Genomic DNA, 18473 nt, shown 5'->3' with positions numbered 1-18473 from the left:
ATGGAGAGAAACACGCTATCAAAATCATCTCTCCAATATGAAAGACCAAGGCAAATGTCCAGATTGTTTTGGCCGAGGCTACACTGTTTACCCTTACAATGAGTTTGCTTATTTTAATTCGTTCGAATGTCCTGGTTGTCAAGGCAGCGGCCATTATACAGATTGGGAAAGTTACAGATAAATATCCCCAAATTCAAAGAGGCTGTCTCATAAGGTCCTAACACCTTTACTTCAAGAGACAGCCTTTAAATTATTCTATATTCCTATATTCGCTGCTTTCACCAATTCTTTCTTCAAAGCTTTTGAGATTTTCCCAGAATGAAGAGCGGCATAAAGTTCTTCTTTTGTTACCACTGCACCGGCGTCGTCCATGATTGCAGAGGATAAAACTTGAAAGGCATCTTTTACCTCGATTCCTGTCTCCAGCCCTAATTCTTGAGTTAACTCCTGCAGTTCCATCTCATTCTTGCTCAATTCCTTAAAGGCTTTCCTCACTTTAATAGCTTGAGTCAGAAAATCATGTTTTGCCTTGATTAATTGATATTTTAATTTTTCTTTTTCGTTATCAATCTCCTCAATATATTTCTGTTTCAAATCAATTAAATTCTCCAATACCTTTTTAAGACGATGTTGTTGATAAATTTCAATTGCCTTAAGCTGATTTTCCATGTCATGTGAAATACTTGATGCTATTTCATAATCCTTTTTTGCTTTAATGTATACCTCCTCTTCCACCTTGCCGGCTTTAAAAGCTTCCTCAGTTTTTCTATAACGATCCTTTACATCATTGAAAACCATAATCCTTACTTCATTTTCGTCCATCACTCTTTGTTTGGCATTTTCATAGCTATCTTTTATTTCTATAGCCTCTTCAAAGTATTTATAAAGCATTGATGAATATTTGCTAAAATCCATCCCCGCAGTCTCCCTTCTTCCAAATTATTTTCTTGTCTTTTTTAAAAGACGACCCTTATTAATCAAATTATGCAGCATGGCCATTTTTTGCATAGGGTTTCTAACTAGAAGGGCTGGATTTTTTAAAATTTAAAATGAATAAAAAAAAGAAATATGACCAAATTATTGTTAAACACTTACATTTTGGGGGTGCCGCGGTGTCTGTTGTGGTTTATCAGACATTTATCATTAGACAGGGTAAATTTAAAGAGGCGATTGATAATCTAAGAGAAATAAAAAAATTTAGAACTGAAAATTATAACCACAAAGTAGAGATTTTAACACCCATTTCCGGAAATGACCATACATATTCGTTACTCTCTACTTATGATGGGTTAGCAGAAATGGAATGGCAAAATAAAAAAATGTTTGACGATGAGGAATATTTGGAGCTGATTGGCCCATTTTTTCTTGAGAATATTGTGGAAGGCAGCATGAATACGCAGATTTATCGCACGCTTAGCGATAAAAGCAATGAGAAGAGAAATGACAAATAACAGCAGAAAGCATGCAAAAATTCTTTGCACGCTTTTTTTCTAATGGCTCTTTTCGTAAAGTTTGTTGTTTTTTGGAAAAACACTGTCCGTTCCTTTCCGCTACAGGCGCTCAGCAAACCCGCGGGGAGGAAGTCGAGCCTCCTCGACGTTCCGTCTGCGGGGTCTCGACCTTTCCTCTATTTCCCGCAGGAGTCAAGCACCATTCGCTCCAATTCACTCAGTGTTTTCAATATAGTTAAAAGCAACAATCTCTGAGAAAAGAGCCTTTCTAATAAAATCATATAGTTGTCGATAGCTGTTTTTCTTTCCAAATCTGTTCAAGTAAGATAGCCATAAAAGTCCCGACTAATAAACCATTTTTACCCAGATTTTGAATCACGTAAGGAAGTCCATTTAAACCATCAGCAGGTAAAAACATTGTTCCAATCCCTAATAGGAGTGACACTCCAATAATGGCTATCTTCTTATCGTTTAATGGGTGTTTTGTCAATGACCTGATACCAATTGCAAGCATATCAATTAGTGTTGCTAAAAGAGCAGCACTTGCAACCGATATTGGCAACGATGCTAACAAACTCACTAAACCAGGAAAAAAGGAAAAAGTCATTAAAACCCCACATGCTGCAACGAATATCTAATGCATTATCGAATTCAAACGGCTAAACGATTATTACTTTCTAAACCGAACTGGACTATTTCAGAGGTTGCCGAAAATTGTGGTTTCAGCAGCCAACACTATTTCAGCACCCTATTTCGAAAATTGGCAGGTATCTCACCAACAGAATACCGCGTTTGTGAAAAGTAAATTAAAGGAAGGTTGCCAACTTAGACAACCTTCCTTAGCACAGTGCAAATTATTTCGTGAAATCCTATCTTAATCTCTATCTAAAAGTGCCGCTCCAGCAATCCCCGGTTTTGTCATTTCATAAATATTAAGGATTTGATCTAATTCTTCCTCAGTTAAAACATCATGCTGCAAGCACAATTCGCGGACGGACTTTCCAGTTAACGTTGCTTCTCTCGCAATTCTTGCCGCTGCCTCATAGCCAAGATGCGGATTTACTGCTGTAATAATCCCAACACTCTTTTCAACATATTCTTTTAATCTAGCTTCATTCGCTTCAATGCCAGCTAAACAGTGATCAGTAAAGGAGCGGAAACCATTATTCATGATACTAATCGATTGCAGCAGATTGAAGACTAAAACTGGCTCCATTACGTTTAACTCAAGCTGCCCTGCTTCTGATGCCAAACAAATGGTATGGTCATTGCCAATTACCTGAAAAGCAATTTGGTTAATCAGTTCCGGCAGAACTGGGTTTACTTTACCTGGCATGATGGATGAGCCTGGCTGACGGGCCGGCAGTGAAATTTCAGCCAGACCTGCTCGTGGACCTGAAGCCATCAGGCGAAGGTCGTTAGCAATTTTAGACATATTCATCATACATACTTTTAGAGCGGCAGAAACCTCCGTATAGGCATCAGTGTTCTGGGTGGCATCCACCAGGTGCTCCGCATTGATCAATGGTAACCCGCTGATTTCTGCCAACTGTTTTACCACATCTTTAATATATTTAGGGTCAGCATTTAATCCTGTTCCAACCGCAGTTGCCCCCATATTTACCTCATATAAATGGTTCCGCGATTGAGCAATTCTCTTCATATCCCTTTCAAGCACACGGGAATATGCCTCAAATTCCTGACCAAGGCGGATCGGCACAGCATCTTGAAGATGAGTTCTGCCCATTTTGATTACTGTTTCAAATTGCTTTGCTTTTGCCTTGAAAACGCTATGCATGTACTTCATTGTCTCTAATAATTTGGTCAATAGGTTTAGTGTTGCTATATGGATGGCCGTTGGGAAGGCATCATTTGTCGATTGTGACATATTGACATGGCTATTTGGGCTTAAATGCTTATAATCCCCTTTTTTGTGTCCCAGCAATTCAAGTGCGCGGTTTGCGATGACCTCATTCGCGTTCATATTTATGGATGTCCCGGCGCCACCCTGAATTGGGTCGACAATAAACTCATCATGCCATTTCCCTTCAATGATCTCCTCGGCAGCCTGCACGATTTTTTCCCCTAGTCCGCTGTACAAACGTTTGGTATTCATATTAGCAATAGCTGCTGCTTTCTTGACCATTGCTAATGCCTTAATTAATTCCTCATTGATTCGGTATCCTGTAATCGGAAAGTTTTCAACGGCCCGTAATGTTTGAATCCCATAATAAACATTTTCAGGTATTTCTTTTTTTCCTAAGAAGTCATGTTCTAACCTAGTTGTATTCGCTTCCATTTTTCTACCTCGTCTCGTATTTAGAAATCTATTTTAATAGTATCCTATTAAAAAAAATAACCTTTACATATTTCATTGTAATACAATCCTGCTATAATTTCATTTATATTGCTAAAAAACCCGAAAATATTTTTTTAAAAAAATATTTTCGTCAGCTGATAGCAATGATAAATGACAATTATAAACCAATTTTCTTTATCAACCCCTTACAATATACGTTATGTCGAAACCGTTTTCAACCATACCGTTGGTTTTCTGAGTTTTTGTAATTGTCAAAAATGAAAAAAATGTAGAAATTTGTCTGAATATTTACTCGTTAAATACTTTATATTAGTAATATATACATGGTATAATCTTCTAAAATATTATTTTAAAATTATTTAGAGTTAAATCTCTCGAGGAGAAAGGAAGGTTGTTTAAACGAATATGTCTACTTCCGAAATTGCTGCGATACCGCAGCCGAAAACGTATGGCCCACTTGGCAATATGCCATTGCTTGATAAGGAGGCTCCGACACTTTCCTTGTGGAAAATCGCGGAACAGTACGGTCCTATATTTCGCATAGAGTTTTTTGGCGGCTTTTCTACCATCTTTATATCCGGTTATAAATGGGCTGGTGAAATTTTAAACAGTGGAAAATTTGATAAAAGTCTGCTTGGCGGCCTTTATCAGGTTCGCGCATTCGCAGGCGATGGGCTGTTTACAGGTAAAACATTTGAGCCAAACTGGCAAAAAGCCCATAACATTCTTATGCCCTCGTTTAGTCTATCAGCTATGAAAGGGTATCACTCGATGATGGTAGACATAGCTAGCCAGCTCGTCCAAAAATGGGCACGGCTGAATCCAAATGAGAGTATTGATGTACCGGATGATATGACCAGACTTACGCTTGATACTATTGGGTTGTGCGGCTTTAACTATCGTTTTAACAGCTTCTACCGTGAAACGCATGACCCTTTTATTATCAATATGGTGAATGCCCTAGATGAAGCCATGCATAAAGGGACCCGGCTTAAAATTCAGAATAAATTAATGGTGAAAAAACGCCAGGAATTCCAAAAGAATATTCAAGCGATGTTTTCCTTGGTAGACAAACTAATCGTTGAACGGAGGGAACACGGTGATCAAGGGGAAACAGATTTGCTTGCTAGGATGCTAAGCGCTAAAGATCCGCAAACAGGCGAAATGCTCGATGATGAAAATATCCGTTACCAAATCATCACCTTCCTGATTGCTGGACATGAAACAACCAGCGGTCTCTTGTCCTTTACGCTTTACCTGTTGTTAAAGCACCCGGAAATACTGCAAAAAGCCCGAGCGGAAGTTGACCGCGTATTGACAGGACCAGTTCCAACCTTTAAACAAGTTTTGGAACTGAAGTATATCCGGATGATTTTAAATGAATCACTGCGTCTTTATCCGACAGCACCGCAATTTACCCTGTATGCCAAGGAAGATATGGTCCTTGGAGGAAAATATAAGATAAACAAAAAGCAGACGGTTGCCATTTTACTCCCACAACTGCACCGCGACAAAGAAGCTTGGGGTGAAGATGCTGAAGAGTTTCGTCCCGAACGGTTTGAAGACCCGAAAAAAATACCGCATGATGCCTATAAACCTTTCGGCAATGGACAACGTGCATGTATCGGAATGCAGTTTGCCCTTCACGAGGCAACCTTATTAATAGGTATGATTTTGCAAAACTTTGACTTAATTGACCATACGAACTATCAATTAAAAATTAAACAAACAATGACTCTTAAGCCCGAAAATTTCACTATGAGCGTCCGGCTTCGTGATAAACGACTTGTTGAATCGTTTGTAATACCTGCTGAAGAAAAAAGCTCTTCTGCCTTACATTCAGATAACCAAAAATACGATTCTTCGATTGGAAATAACACACCATTGCTTGTGCTATACGGTTCAAACATGGGGACTGCGGAAGGAATTGCAAAAGATTTGGCAACTAGTGCTCGTTTTAAAGGTTTCAAAAGTGAGATAGCACCGCTTGATGAATACGCAGGCGTACTTCCGAAAGAAGGAGTTACTCTAATTGTCACGTCCTCTTATAATGGCAATCCACCAAAGAACGCTCGGAAGTTTGTCAAGTGGATGAAAGAGTCTGACGGTGAGGTCCTCGATGGTGTTCGTTACGCTGTTTTTGGCTGTGGAGATACGAACTGGGCGAACACCTATCAAAGTGTTCCTAACTTGATTGACGAAAAGCTTACTGAAAAAGGTGCAAACAGAATATCTCCAAAAGGCCAAGGGGATGCAAGTAGTGATTTTGATCAACAGTTTGAAGATTGGCATGAGCAATTATGGCCAAATGTGTTCGAGACATTAGGGCTTAAAGTTGAAAATAAATCAAATGAAACCCATCAGGCATTGACAGTCCAATTTGTCGATAATGTACACACCACGGAGCATGCTTCAAGCAGTGCTGTGGTACAGACTGTGAAAACCCGCAATTCTATTAAGACTGTCGAACGTGTTCTTAACCGCTTTGCATTAGATACTAACGCACAGGTTGTCTTGAGCGGGAACCAGCACTTCGCGGCCCTGCTGCCACTAGATTTCCCTGTCCGCGTCAGCGACTTACTATATTTAAAGGTTAATTTGGAAGAAACCGTTACCCGTCTCCAGCTTCAAGAGTTGGCGGAACATACAGTTTGCCCGCCTCATCAAAAAGAATTAGAGGCACTATTAAATGAGGATGCCTATAAGGCACATGTCGTAGACAAAGGCATTACGATGCTGGATTTACTGGAAAAATACCCAGCCTGTCAAATGCCATTTGAAAAATTTTTAGAGCTTTTAGCTCCAATAAATGAAAACTAGGTAAATTAACGAAAAAGAGGATGAACGCGTCCTCTTTTTCTATTCTTGAATGGCTGCAATATTGAATTTTGTTAAAAGGTTTCCAAATAAAGCACGTTCTTCTTCAGACCAATCCCTTGTCACTTCAGCCACTCTTTCCTTCCTTGCTTTTCTTTCTTCCCTTAATTTTCTTAAACCCAATTCCGTTATTTCCAGAGAGTAGGCCCTTCCATCAGTTGGATCAGGGATTCGATATAAATATCCTTTTTGTTCAAGTGCAGAGGCCTGCCTGCTAACAGTAGAAATATCCAATTGAAATTCCCCAGCTAAAGCTTTCACTCCTGCCGCACCATGTGTTGCGATTTGATGTAAGAGTAGATAAGCGGAACGATCAAGATTGCCAATTCTTTTGTGCGAAGAATATGTTGTGATACGGCGAATCATAATCGCAAGTTCAAGCTCAATCGTTTCAAGCGATTCTTCAGTCATTATAATCACCTCACAAGGTGTCCATTCTTGTTCTTATGATATCATACCAACACTGATTTATATAACATATAGGCAAAAACACTATTGACGTAGTGAAAAGTAGTTGTATAATACAAATATATAGTTTCATTATACAACTATTTTTTCGGTATAGTAAATTATAGAAAATATTAGGGGGATTTAAATGGCATCAACATCACAATCTGTAGTCACTAAAACTTCAGCCACCTCATCTTTAGAAGAATCAAGTTTGCTTAAACAGCCAAAGGCGGTTTGGGCTGTATTCTTCGCCTGCATCATTGCCTTCATGGGGTTGGGGCTAGTCGACCCAATATTACCAGCAATTGCAGAACAACTGCATGCATCCCACAGTCAGGTAACACTTCTTTTTACAAGCTATAATGCTGTAATGGCCGTAGCCATGTTAATCACCGGCGCAATTTCTTCTAGACTTGGCATTAAATGGACACTGCTTTCCGGAATTGTCATCATTGCTGTCTTTTCAGCACTAGGCGGTTATTCAGACGGCATATGGGCACTCGTCAGCCTTCGCGGCGGTTGGGGCCTTGGAAATGCGCTTTTTGTTGCTACTACATTAGCAGCGATTGTGTCGCTTTCTAATAGCGGCACTGCTAAAGCTATCATCCTTTACGAGGCTGCCATTGGTTTAGGAATTTCTGTTGGTCCTTTGCTCGGAGGCTGGCTGGGTGCCATGTCCTGGAGAGGACCGTTTTATGGTGTAGCGACACTTATGATTGTTGCCTTCATTGGACTTTTGACATTAATGCCGCGAACAGCTCAACAGAATACAACACTTAAGAAAACATCATTGCTTGACCCATTCCGTGCCTTAAAATTTCGTTCGTTAATGGTTTTTGGCATTGCAGCTGCACTTTATAACTTTGGCTTTTTCACCCTCCTTGCGTACGCGCCATTTGTGATGGGACTTGATGAACACGGCTTAGGCTATGTCTTCCTTGGCTGGGGTGTTTTGCTTGCCATTACTTCTGTAGTGACTGCACCAAAGCTGCAGCAAAGGTTCGGCACAATCAATTCGATGGCGACAATGTTAACCTTATTTGCGCTAGTCCTATTGGCGATGGGGATCTGGACCTCAACCCAATGGGTGATCATTGCTGCTGTCATTGTTGCTGGAGCTTTACTAGGTAATAATAATACGCTTATTACAACTGCAGTTATGAACTCAGCCCCGGTAGAACGCGGGACTGCTTCTGCTGCATATAGCTTTCTCCGCTTTATTGGCGGTGCGATTGCACCATATACTGCCGGCAAGCTTGCTGAAATTTACACACCGTCAACTCCATTTATTGTAGGTGCTGGTTTTGTTCTTGTTTCGGTTATATTTATTTTCATGAATCGTCACCATGTCAAGCATGTCGACGATGCGGAATTAGGCCATTAATTTAAACATAAAAAAGCGAACAGTTTTACGGCTGTTCGCTTTTTTGTGTGCTTTATTCAGTAAATCCATTCATAAAATCATCCGGATCTGGGCCAACCCGCTCATCTTTATTCAAGCTATCGATTCTTTCCATATCCTCTGAAGATAATTCAAAATCAAAAATATCTGCATTTTCAATGATTCGCTGTTCCTTGATCGATTTTGGAATTGTTACTACCTTGGATTGCAGATCCCAGCGTAAAATGACCTGGGCTATGGACTTCCCATATCTGCGAGCAATATCACTTAAATTAGGATCATTTAATAATTTACCCTGCTTAAGAGGAGACCACGCTTCTAATTGAATGCCTTCTTTTTGACAAAAGTTGAGCAGTTCCTTCTGGGTTAAGTGAGGATGATATTCCACTTGATTCACCATTGGCTTAATCTCGGCATCCTTTAATAGTTCCTCTAAGTGATGAACCTTGAAGTTGCTGACACCGATGGCACGGACGCGGCCATCCTTATATAACTTTTCAAGGGCTTTCCAAGATTCTTTGAATTTGTTTTTCCCTGGCCAGTGGATGAGATATAAATCAAGGTAATCTAGTCCCAGCTTGTTTAAACTGGTTTCATACGCTTGAAGTGCGGAATCGTAACCTTGGTCGGAATTCCATAGCTTTGATGTGACAAATAGCTCATCACGGGAAACTCCGGATTCTCTAATGGCCTGGCCAACACCTTCTTCATTTTGATACACCGCCGCAGTATCAATGCTGTGGTAGCCATTTTTGATAGCAGCCTTAACAGAGTCAATTACCTCTGAACCTTCTTTCACTTTAAAAACACCAAGTCCAAACCAAGGCATTTCAACACCATTATGTAATGTAGTTGTATCCTTTAAGCTTTTAACCATTGCTCTCACCTTTCTGATGGATTTTTGGCATATACCAACCTATTTTGGCACTTAAACCCAATGAAAATTCTATTTTAACTAGAAAATATAATCCTAGCTAAAGCTAATTTAGTAAGTATTTTCATAAATCTGCGGAAATATGAATATATCCGCAAATCCCAGATAAAAACTTATTCGTTTTTCAAAGCCCGCTTAATAATAATATCTTCAATAACATGGTGTCTGCTCAATTGACCTGTATGTATAATCGAGTACCCTTCTTTTCCTTTTTTCCTCACTTTTTGGGTTACTTCATTTAAAAGAAGTCCGGAAAACAGTAAATAAGGAACGACAATAATCCGGCCCGGAGCCTCGTTGCATACAGTTTCCAATCCCTCATCGAACCTGGGTTCAGCGGCAGCTAAATAGCAAACAGAAACACGATTAATTCCTAGACGATTTCGCATTCCATCAACAATGTCTGCAAAATCCGCTTGTATATCCGGGTCGCTGCTTCCCCTGCCGACAAGTAAGATGCTTTCTTTTGCTGTTAGCCTCCCTGCTTCTTCCTTAACAAGTTCTGCTAAACCATCAAGAATGTTCTCTTGTACCCCAAAGGGATCCTTCACATTTACCTTAACGTGATGATATTTCTCACGAAGCCCTGCTAATGCATTTGGTATATCCTCTTTTATATGCCCAGCGGCAAGCAGGAAAAGAGGAACAACCGTTATTTCGGTTGCGCCCCTTTCTATACAGCGCTTAAAGCCTGCTTCAATCAGCGGCTCAGCCAGTTCTAGAAAACTCATTTCCTGAATCGGCACATCGATTCGGGCCATAATCCGCTGGATAAACTTCCTTGCCTCATCCGCCCCTTTCCTTGAGCGAGTACCGTGTCCAATATAGAGAATTGCTTTCATGCTGGCTGCTCCTTCCACCTTTTTATCCACTCAAACGGGTACTATGTAATTTCATAGTACCCGCGTCTTTTTAAATAATATTCTTGTCTCGTAAATATCCTAACACTTGTTCCACTGCTTCTTCAACTGTTACCAAATCAGAGCGGATGATGATTTCCGGATTTTCCGGTGACTCGTATGGTGAATCAATCCCCGTAAAATCCTTAATTTCACCTTTGCGAGCCTTTACATAGAGCTGCTTTGGATCACGGCGTTCGCATTCTTCAAGAGGACAATCGATGAAAACCTCGATAAATTCCCCTTCCGCAAATAACGCACGGACATTGTCCCGGTCGGAACGGAATGGTGAAATAAACGCAGTCGTGACAATCTGGCCGCTGTCAACAAACAGCTTTGCCACTTCCCCGATGCGGCGGATATTTTCTGTTCTATCTTCTTCAGAAAAACCAAGATCCTTATTTAAGCCGTGACGGATATTGTCACCATCAAGAACGTATTCATTAATTCCCTGCCGAAACAATTCGTTTGAAACTGCATTCGCAATTGTTGATTTACCGGAACCAGATAACCCTGTAAACCATAGCGTACAGCTTCCATGACCGTTTTGCGCACGTCTGTCTTCTTTTGTAATGGTAGCATTATGCCATGTAATATTCGTTGATTTGCCCATTCTCCTACTCCTTATACTGTCGCTTTTTCTCTCATTCCTTCAATCAGGACCTCAACCACTTCTTTACGGCTGAAGGTTGCAGGCGGTAAAACTCCTGAGCGGAGCATCTCTCTAACTTTAGTTCCCGACAGGATTACACGATCTTCCTTGCCGTGCGGGCAGGTTTTGTCAGATGCCATGCCATCGCATTTTGTGCAATAGAAGCTGTGTTCAAAGAATAATGGTTTAATCCCTAGTTCTTCTTCAGTGAAATTCCTGAAAATATATTGTGCATCGTAGGTTCCGTAATAGTTTCCTACTCCAGCATGGTCACGGCCAACAATAAAGTGTGTGCAGCCATAATTTTTGCGTGCAAGAGCGTGGAAAATAGCTTCTCTTGGACCTGCATAGCGCATTGCAGCTGGGTGGACGCCAAGCTGGACCCGTTCTTTTGGATAATAGTTTTCCAATAAAACACGGTAGCTTTTCAGACGAACATCTGCAGGAACGTCATCTGATTTGGTTTCACCGACAAGCGGGTTTACGAACAATCCATCAACGGTTTCAAGGGCAGCCTTTTGAATGTACTCATGCGCACGATGAATCGGATTTCTTGTTTGGAAACCGACAACTGTTTTCCAACCTTTCTCTTCGAAAAATGCGCGAGTCTGTTTTGGTTCAAACCACACATCACCGAACACGCCTTTTTCAGGTTTTTTAACTAGCACAACTTCCCCTGCCACATAGACAGGCCCTCTTTCGAATAGTCGCTTAACGCCCGGATGAGCAAGTTCTTCCGTTTTATAAACTTCTCTTGCTTCTTTGTTTAAATCTGGCTCATACCATTCGGAAACCTTTATCACACCGAATACTTCATCCTTATGTTTTAATTTAATTTCCTCGCCGACTACTAATGATTCCGCAACTTCCTTAGATACAGGAAGAGTTACTGGAATGGACCAGATTGTATTGTCGACTAAACGCATATTGCTGACAACAGATTCATAATCCTCTTTACCAAGAAAACCTGTTAACGGGCTGAAAACCCCCACTCCAATAAGTTCAAGATCGCTTAAAGCAATCGCATCAATTTCTAATTCTTTTGCTGCATTGGATAAATCATAGTTTGGATCAAAAGCTTGAACAAGTTTGCCTCCGTGAGGTTTTGGTAAAAATGACATTTTTGATATCAGCCCTTCTATTTGTTTTTTATTTATTTACAATATCGGTAGGCGCTCCAATCGATGCGGATGAAGTGCGTTTCATTAAGAACAGCACTCCAAAAACAGAGATAAGGACGCCGACCATGACAATAATCGGATAAAAATTCCGAACTATCACTAATTGAATAATAGTGTATGAGAGCACCATTGAAATAACAGGTGAAACAATCCAGACCGTAAGAAGCTGTACGACAATACCTTTTTTCAAGATTGATTTTCCGTATTTTGCAAAACCAATTCCAATAATAGAAGATGTCGTAATTTGCGTAAGCGGAACTGGAATTCCAAAGAGCGATGCAACCGTGACGATGCTGGCTCCAGTACCTGATATGATACATCCATCTTCCAAGCGAAGCTTTGTTATTTTCTTACCATTGGTCTCAATTACTCGGTGGCCGAGCAGGAAGGCACCAAGCGCTACGGCTAAACCTCCCCAAAGAACGGCTGTCTCTTTAGACATTAATGATGCAGCGACAAGGGGGCCGACGGCATTGGCTACATTGTTCATTCCTGCCGAAAAGGCCTCTAATAATCCCATAATGACAACAAGTACCGCAAGAATAGCTCCTGCCTTTGGTTTCTCCACCATTTTTTTAATAGGTTTGATTTTTAAAAGATTAGCAGCAAAGATCGCCACCACAAAAGCTGCAACTGGGGTTAACAGCCAAAACACCATTATCCATAGGAGCTTGCCAAGAAAAACGGATTGATAGACAATCCCCGCCCCCACCACGGCGCCCACTGCTACTTCACTTGTCGAAAGTGGTATTCCAAAAATGTTCGCTAAAAACAGCGACATAGCTGCTGAAGCTAACACGATTAAGGCAATGGCGTTTGAAAAGGTACTGCTTGGAACGATACCTCCGCCAATGGTCTTTACGACCTCGCCGCCGCCAAGCCATGCACCAAGGAACACCGCTATTCCACAAAGGAATAAAGCCAGTTGTTTTTTGACAACGCCGGCGCCATAGGAAATTCCCATTGAAGCAGCTGCCCCGCTGGCCCCGATATTGACTGCAAAAAACAAACCTATCATTATGGCAATGATTGTGATCGTTTTGACCGCCCCCTATGATGTGTGTAATCCACACTCGGTTTTACTACTGCCAGACCAGCGTCCGGCACGGGAATCACCGTCACCAGCAACTGCCTGTGTACAAGGGAAGCAGCCGATGCTTGGGTAGTTGCGGTCATGCAACTCGTTATATGGAAGGTCTTTTTCCCGAATATAGGACCAAACCTCATCCCATGTCCAATGAATCAGCGGGCATATTTTAATATTTTTAAATTTTTCATCTTTGTTAAGAAACTCAGTATCTTTCCTTGTCGGTGACTGTTCTCTGCGAAGACCTGAAATCCAAGCTTCCTTTGCAGTAAGAGTTTCCCTAAGAGGAATGACTTTTCTGATCTGGCAGCATTGGTTAGGGTCGCGTTTCCATAATGCTGTGCCATATTGCGCAGCCTGTTCATCAAGAGTTAATGCAGGTTTCTTCTTCTCGATTTTCAATGATGGAAAACGTTCTTCGATCCTTTTGATAACATCATAGGTTTCTAGAAAGTGAAGATCTGTATCCAAGAAAACGATGTGCGCATCAGGTTTCACCTGAGCAATCAAGTCAATCAACACAATCGCTTCCGCCCCAAAGCTCGAAGCATAAACAATTTTATTGTCAGAATAATTCTGATATGCCCATTCCAATACTGCTTTAGCGCCTTTCGTTTCATCTTGAATCGAAAAAGAATCTGAAATGGAATTCCAATTTTCATATGTCACTGCGTTTGTCATTCACGCAAGCCTCCTTATTCCTTTAAAAAAAGGCAGCCTTCAACTTTAATGGTGAAGACCGCCTCTAGTTTGTCTAGTCAGCGAGTTTTATTCGATTGAAGACGAACCTTCTCGTTTTTCTCAATTTGCACAACTTTACCGTCCTGGACAACAAGTGTAATCGATCCGAATTTGATTGATTCGAGCATCGGCCTAAGGTGTGCCGCAATTTCTTGCCATTCATCTGGTGTTTTCAGCCGATTCGCCCCCTTTTCCTAAAAATTCTTCCTATTCCAGGAAAGGCATTATATGTTTCAATTTCTTAAAAATTTAATCCAACTAGACCAATAGGAATTTATATATATAGTTGATGAAATTAATCCTACTAGACACATAGGGATTTGTCAATATAAATGGTGAAAATATTTTAACTATTTTTTCAGCAAAGCAGCTGTCTGTTTTGCACTTGCTAAACTTTTTTTCCTGATATAAGAATTTTAAGTCAGGACTAAAAAGGTTTCTCTAGACCCACATAATAATAGATTGCTAAGATAATGAAGGTACTGAAAAGCTAAGGGGCAATTCATATGGAAAACGAAAAGTATTTAGCACTAAAAAAAGGTGAACAAGCTGCATATATCAGTATATTGGCATACATTTTTCTATCCATTTTAAAACTGGCAGTTGGTTATGCATCAGACTCGGAGGCACTAAAAGCCGATGGGTTAAACAACAGTACGGATGTGATTGCATCAATCGTTGTGTTAATCGGCCTAAAACTTTCACAAAAACCTGCAGATAAGGACCATCCTTATGGTCATTGGAAAGCGGAAACTGTCGCATCCATGGTTTCATCGTTCATTATGATGGCTGTGGGTATTGAAGTGCTCTATGATGCGGTTATCACCATAATCAATGGAGAGAGTGAGTCGCCAGAACCCCTTTCTGCTGTGACCGGAATTTTTTGTGCCGCTGTCATGTATGCTGTCTATCGCTATAACCATAAGCTTGCCGCAAAAATTAACAGCCAAGCAGTAATGGCTGCTGCGAAAGACAATCTCTCTGATGCCTGGGTGAGTATTGGAACTGCTGCAGGGATTATTGGCGCTCAATTCAATCTGCCATGGCTAGATCCAGTTACAGCAGTAATCGTAGGACTTCTTATCTGTAATACGGCATGGGATATTTTCCGCGATGCATCCCACAGCTTAACCGATGGTTTTGATGTGAAGGAGATGTATTCTTTTAGATATACAATCGAAGGGATTTTGGGCGTTAAAGGAATAAAGGACATCAAAGCACGGAATTATGGCAACAGCGCTATCGTGGATGTGGTAATCCTAGTGAATTCCAATTTAAATATAAAGGATGCACATGATGTTGCTACAAAGGTTGAAAATGCCCTAAAAAAGGAACACGATGTGTTTGATGTTAATGTCCATGTGGAGCCAAACTAAGCAGGTTGAATAATCATTTTGAACTGAGGAAAACTACCCCTAAAATTACATAAATAGTAAGGGGATCGTTTGATGGATAATGAAATGTCATATGGAAGTGATTATAAATTTATTCCGGCCACCTCTATTGGCAGCGGGGTCGGGATTCAGGTTTTGCCTGATTTATTTTCTTATACCATCCAAATCGTCAATATATGTTTTGTGGGCAGCCCCGATATTGGCGAGTTCGTTTTAGTAGATGCCGGTATGACTGGGTCTGCAGACGAAATTATCGAAGCAGCAGAGGAACGCTTTGGCAAGGGGTGCCGCCCGAAAGCGGTTATTTTAACGCATGGTCATTTTGACCATGTTGGAGCAATTATCGAACTGGTGAATCATTGGCAGGTACCTGTATTTGCCCATGAAATTGAATTGCCTTATTTGGTGGGGCAAAAGAGCTACCCTGAACCCGACCCCAGTGTGGAAGGCGGAATGGTGGCAAAGATGGCACCGCTGTTTCCGAATGAGCCGATTAACCTGGGCAACCATGTAGAAAAGCTTCCTCCGGATGGGAGCGTCCCACATATGCCTGGTTTCCGCTGGATCCACACCCCAGGCCACACACCTGGACATGTTTCATTTTTTAGAGAAGAGGACCGTTCGTTGATTGCTGGAGATGCGTTCATAAATGTGAAACAGGATTCATTATATAAGGTCATGACTCAGGAGGAGGAAGTAAACGGTCCGCCCCGATACTTCACGACAGATTGGCAGGCCGCTTGGGACTCGGTTAAAAAGCTGGCTGAATTAAATCCTTCGACAGCAATAACGGGTCATGGTGCTCCACTGGCAGGCGAAGCATTAACCAGCGGACTGCAAAGGCTGGTAAATAATTTTGACAGCTTAGCGATTCCGGATTACGGAAAATATGTGGATGGGAATTTACATTAAACTTGTTTATTTGGAGCCTCCTATAGATACTTTTATGGTTTATTGCAGAATTATTGGGTTTTAAAAAGTAATGATGGACATTTCCATCCGTTTTTCACCTGGTTTTGTCCTTGATCCTGCCTATACTCTAAGGATGGTGAAAAATTTAAAGGGTTGCCGCATCATCACGTTTCGCGGCAACCCTTTTCAACCATTACACCATAATTTTGCAGATGTTATTCGTAAATTCAACCGGATCTTCAATTGGCAGACCTTCAATTAGCAGCGCCTGATTGTACAATAGGTGGGTATACAATGTCAGCTTGTCCTTGTCGCCTTCAAATGATTCTTTTAAGGCGGCAAAAACCTCGTGATTTGCATTGATTTCTAGTACCTTCTCAGCTTTTATTCCCTGGTTATTTGGCATTGCATTTAGGATCTTTTCCATCTCGATTGAAACATCACCATCTGTTGATAAGCAAACTGGATGGGACTTCAGGCGTTTAGAAATACGGACATCCTTCACTTTGCCCGCCAAAGTCTCCTTCATATAATTAAACAGTTCTTTATTATCCTGCTCTTCTGCTGCCAAATCCTGAGACTTTTCATCAGCCTCAAAGCCTAAATCTCCACTAGAAACGGACTTAAACTCTTTATCTTTGTAACTCATTAGCATTCTAATGGCGAATTCGTCAATTTCGTCTGTAAAATACAGAATTTCATAGCCTTTATCTGCAACCAACTCCGTTTGCGGCAGCTTTTCGATCCGCTCATTGGATACACCAGTGGCGTAGAAAATATATTTTTGATCCTCTGCCATTCTAGAAACATATTCATCTAACGTTACGAGCTTCTTCTCTGTTGAGGAATGGAACATCAATAAATCCTGCAATTCTTCCTTATGAGCCCCAAATTCGCTATAGACGCCATACTTTAACTGGCGGCCAAATGCCTGATAAAACTGCTCGTATTTTTCACGTTCATTTTTCAATAAGCTTAAAAGCTCACTCTTGATTTTCTTATTAATATTTTTCGCGATTAGCTTTAATTGACGGTCGTGCTGGAGCAACTCACGTGATATATTTAATGATAAATCTTCTGAGTCGACCATTCCCTTAACGAAGCTGAAATAGTCAGGCAGGAGGTCGGCACACTTATTCATAATTAAAACGCCGCTCGAATAAAGCTCAAGACCCTTTTCATATTCTGCAGAATAATAGTCAAACGGGATGTTTTCTGGAATATAAAGAATCGCGTTATAACGGACTGCCCCATCCACCCTGATATGAATGTGCTTCAGCGGTTTGTCGAATCCGTATCGCTTTTCCGCATAAAAATTTTCATAATCCTCGGTGGTCAATTCATTTTTATTTTTCCGCCAAATCGGCACCATGCTGTTGATGGTTTCTTCCTCTCGATAATCTTCATATTCAGATTCGCTGCCCTCTTTAAGACGGCTTTTCAACACATCCATTTTAATTGGGTAGCGGATAAAGTCAGAATATTTCTTGATAATCGCTTTTAAACGGTATTCCTCTAAATACTCATCATAATTTTCCTCTTCGGTATTTTCTTTGATTTTTAGAATAATTTCAGTACCGATCGAATCTTTCTCACAAGGGACAATAGTGTAGCCCTCGGCACCTTCCGATTCCCATTTATAAGCCTCATCACTGCCTAAAGCCTTACTAATGACCGTTACTACATCAGCAACCATAAACGCTGAGTAAAAACCAACGCCAAATTGGCCGATGATGTCATAGCCATCCTTCAGTTCATTCTCGCTTTTGAACGCTAAAGAGCCACTCTTAGCAATCGTCCCAAGGTTATTTTCCAATTCTTCCTTGGTCATCCCAATCCCAGTATCAATTAATCGTAAATTTCTATTTTCCTTGTCAGCGATTACCTTTATGTAGTAATTGTCTTTATCAAATGACAAGGAATCATCTGTTAATGCTTTGTAATAGATTTTATCGATCGCATCACTCGCATTTGAGATCAACTCACGCAGAAAAATTTCGCGATGCGTATAAATCGAATTAATCATCATGTCTAATAATCGTTTCGATTCCGCTTTAAATTGTTTTGTTTCCATACCCAATTCTCCTTCCATTTTAACCCTTTTCATCATAATTGCAGGAGGTCAATAAATCAAATGATTAGCACTCTGTCAAGAGGAGTGCTAACAAATATT

Annotated in this window: 18 protein-coding genes; 6 read left to right on the top strand and 12 right to left on the bottom strand. The window is 40.7% G+C overall.

Translation table 11 applies throughout. The features are described from left to right. Nucleotides 1–255 precede the first annotated feature (255 nt). Nucleotides 256–915 carry a hypothetical protein gene (locus ACZ5AE_RS11655; protein WP_464572430.1) on the bottom strand — a complete coding sequence of 220 codons (660 nt, stop codon included), beginning with the start codon at nt 913–915 and terminating at the stop codon, nt 256–258. Between the two features lie 134 nt (nt 916–1049). On the opposite strand from ACZ5AE_RS11655, the gene ACZ5AE_RS11650 reads away from it, so the two are divergent. Next, the gene (locus tag ACZ5AE_RS11650) at nt 1050–1451 is read left to right on the top strand and encodes a hypothetical protein (protein ID WP_464572428.1); all 402 of its coding nucleotides are present in this window, start codon (nt 1050–1052) and stop codon (nt 1449–1451) included. Between the two features lie 277 nt (nt 1452–1728). On the opposite strand, the gene ACZ5AE_RS11645 is transcribed toward ACZ5AE_RS11650, so the two are convergent. Continuing rightward, complete coding sequence (locus tag ACZ5AE_RS11645) at nt 1729–2085, bottom strand: purine/pyrimidine permease (protein ID WP_464573601.1); 357 nt, start codon at nt 2083–2085, stop codon at nt 1729–1731. Nucleotides 2086–2088: 3 nt separating this feature from the next. On the opposite strand from ACZ5AE_RS11645, the gene ACZ5AE_RS11640 reads away from it, so the two are divergent. Then, complete coding sequence (locus tag ACZ5AE_RS11640; RefSeq protein ID WP_464572426.1) at nt 2089–2256, top strand: helix-turn-helix transcriptional regulator; 168 nt, start codon at nt 2089–2091, stop codon at nt 2254–2256. Nucleotides 2257–2325: 69 nt separating this feature from the next. Here ACZ5AE_RS11640 and aspA read toward each other — a convergent pair whose 3' ends face one another. Further along, nucleotides 2326–3750, bottom strand: a complete 1425-nt coding sequence (aspA, locus tag ACZ5AE_RS11635) for an aspartate ammonia-lyase (RefSeq protein WP_464572424.1) — start codon at nt 3748–3750, stop codon at nt 2326–2328. A 426-nt stretch (nt 3751–4176) separates the two neighbouring features. Between aspA and ACZ5AE_RS11630 the strand changes: the two genes are divergently transcribed. Then, nucleotides 4177–6591, top strand: a complete 2415-nt coding sequence (locus tag ACZ5AE_RS11630; RefSeq protein WP_464572422.1) for a cytochrome P450 — start codon at nt 4177–4179, stop codon at nt 6589–6591. 39 nt (nt 6592–6630) lie between these two features. On the opposite strand, the gene ACZ5AE_RS11625 is transcribed toward ACZ5AE_RS11630, so the two are convergent. After that, nucleotides 6631–7059: a MarR family winged helix-turn-helix transcriptional regulator gene (locus ACZ5AE_RS11625; RefSeq protein WP_464572420.1), complete on the bottom strand. Its 429-nt coding sequence runs from the start codon at nt 7057–7059 to the stop codon at nt 6631–6633. Nucleotides 7060–7243: 184 nt separating this feature from the next. On the opposite strand from ACZ5AE_RS11625, the gene ACZ5AE_RS11620 reads away from it, so the two are divergent. Continuing rightward, the gene (locus tag ACZ5AE_RS11620; protein ID WP_464572418.1) at nt 7244–8482 is read left to right on the top strand and encodes an MFS transporter; all 1239 of its coding nucleotides are present in this window, start codon (nt 7244–7246) and stop codon (nt 8480–8482) included. A gap of 52 nt (nt 8483–8534) precedes the next feature. Here the strand turns inward: ACZ5AE_RS11620 and ACZ5AE_RS11615 are convergent, their stop codons facing one another. The 7 genes from ACZ5AE_RS11615 to ACZ5AE_RS11585 all read right to left on the bottom strand — a co-directional run bounded on the left by ACZ5AE_RS11615 (nt 8535) and on the right by ACZ5AE_RS11585 (nt 14122). After that, a complete protein-coding gene (locus tag ACZ5AE_RS11615; RefSeq protein WP_464572416.1) occupies nt 8535–9377 on the bottom strand; it encodes an aldo/keto reductase in 843 nt (280 codons plus the stop codon). A 170-nt stretch (nt 9378–9547) separates the two neighbouring features. Beyond that, complete coding sequence (locus ACZ5AE_RS11610) at nt 9548–10276, bottom strand: sirohydrochlorin chelatase (protein WP_464572414.1); 729 nt, start codon at nt 10274–10276, stop codon at nt 9548–9550. A 70-nt stretch (nt 10277–10346) separates the two neighbouring features. Further along, nucleotides 10347–10946 (bottom strand): adenylyl-sulfate kinase, encoded by a 600-nt coding sequence (cysC, locus tag ACZ5AE_RS11605; protein ID WP_464572412.1) that lies wholly within the window; start codon nt 10944–10946, stop codon nt 10347–10349. Nucleotides 10947–10957: 11 nt separating this feature from the next. Continuing rightward, nucleotides 10958–12106 carry a sulfate adenylyltransferase gene (gene sat / locus ACZ5AE_RS11600; protein ID WP_464572410.1) on the bottom strand — a complete coding sequence of 383 codons (1149 nt, stop codon included), beginning with the start codon at nt 12104–12106 and terminating at the stop codon, nt 10958–10960. Between the two features lie 28 nt (nt 12107–12134). Beyond that, a complete protein-coding gene (locus ACZ5AE_RS11595; protein WP_464572408.1) occupies nt 12135–13184 on the bottom strand; it encodes an anion permease in 1050 nt (349 codons plus the stop codon). Nucleotides 13185–13217: 33 nt separating this feature from the next. Then, the gene (locus ACZ5AE_RS11590; protein WP_464572406.1) at nt 13218–13934 is read right to left on the bottom strand and encodes a phosphoadenylyl-sulfate reductase; all 717 of its coding nucleotides are present in this window, start codon (nt 13932–13934) and stop codon (nt 13218–13220) included. Between the two features lie 77 nt (nt 13935–14011). After that, nucleotides 14012–14122 carry a YezD family protein gene (locus ACZ5AE_RS11585; protein ID WP_378581377.1) on the bottom strand — a complete coding sequence of 37 codons (111 nt, stop codon included), beginning with the start codon at nt 14120–14122 and terminating at the stop codon, nt 14012–14014. A gap of 378 nt (nt 14123–14500) precedes the next feature. On the opposite strand from ACZ5AE_RS11585, the gene ACZ5AE_RS11580 reads away from it, so the two are divergent. Beyond that, nucleotides 14501–15370: a cation diffusion facilitator family transporter gene (locus ACZ5AE_RS11580; protein WP_464572404.1), complete on the top strand. Its 870-nt coding sequence runs from the start codon at nt 14501–14503 to the stop codon at nt 15368–15370. A gap of 72 nt (nt 15371–15442) precedes the next feature. Further along, nucleotides 15443–16300, top strand: coding sequence for an MBL fold metallo-hydrolase (locus ACZ5AE_RS11575; protein WP_464572402.1), 858 nt, complete (start codon nt 15443–15445; stop codon nt 16298–16300). Nucleotides 16301–16493: 193 nt separating this feature from the next. On the opposite strand, the gene htpG is transcribed toward ACZ5AE_RS11575, so the two are convergent. Beyond that, entirely contained in the window at nt 16494–18374 is a 1881-nt protein-coding gene (gene htpG / locus ACZ5AE_RS11570) for a molecular chaperone HtpG (RefSeq protein ID WP_464572400.1), read from the bottom strand. Nucleotides 18375–18473 lie beyond the last annotated feature (99 nt).

This window comes from Neobacillus sp. S1227, assembly GCF_055385255.1.
This window is presented reverse-complemented; position numbering and strand designations above follow the sequence as displayed.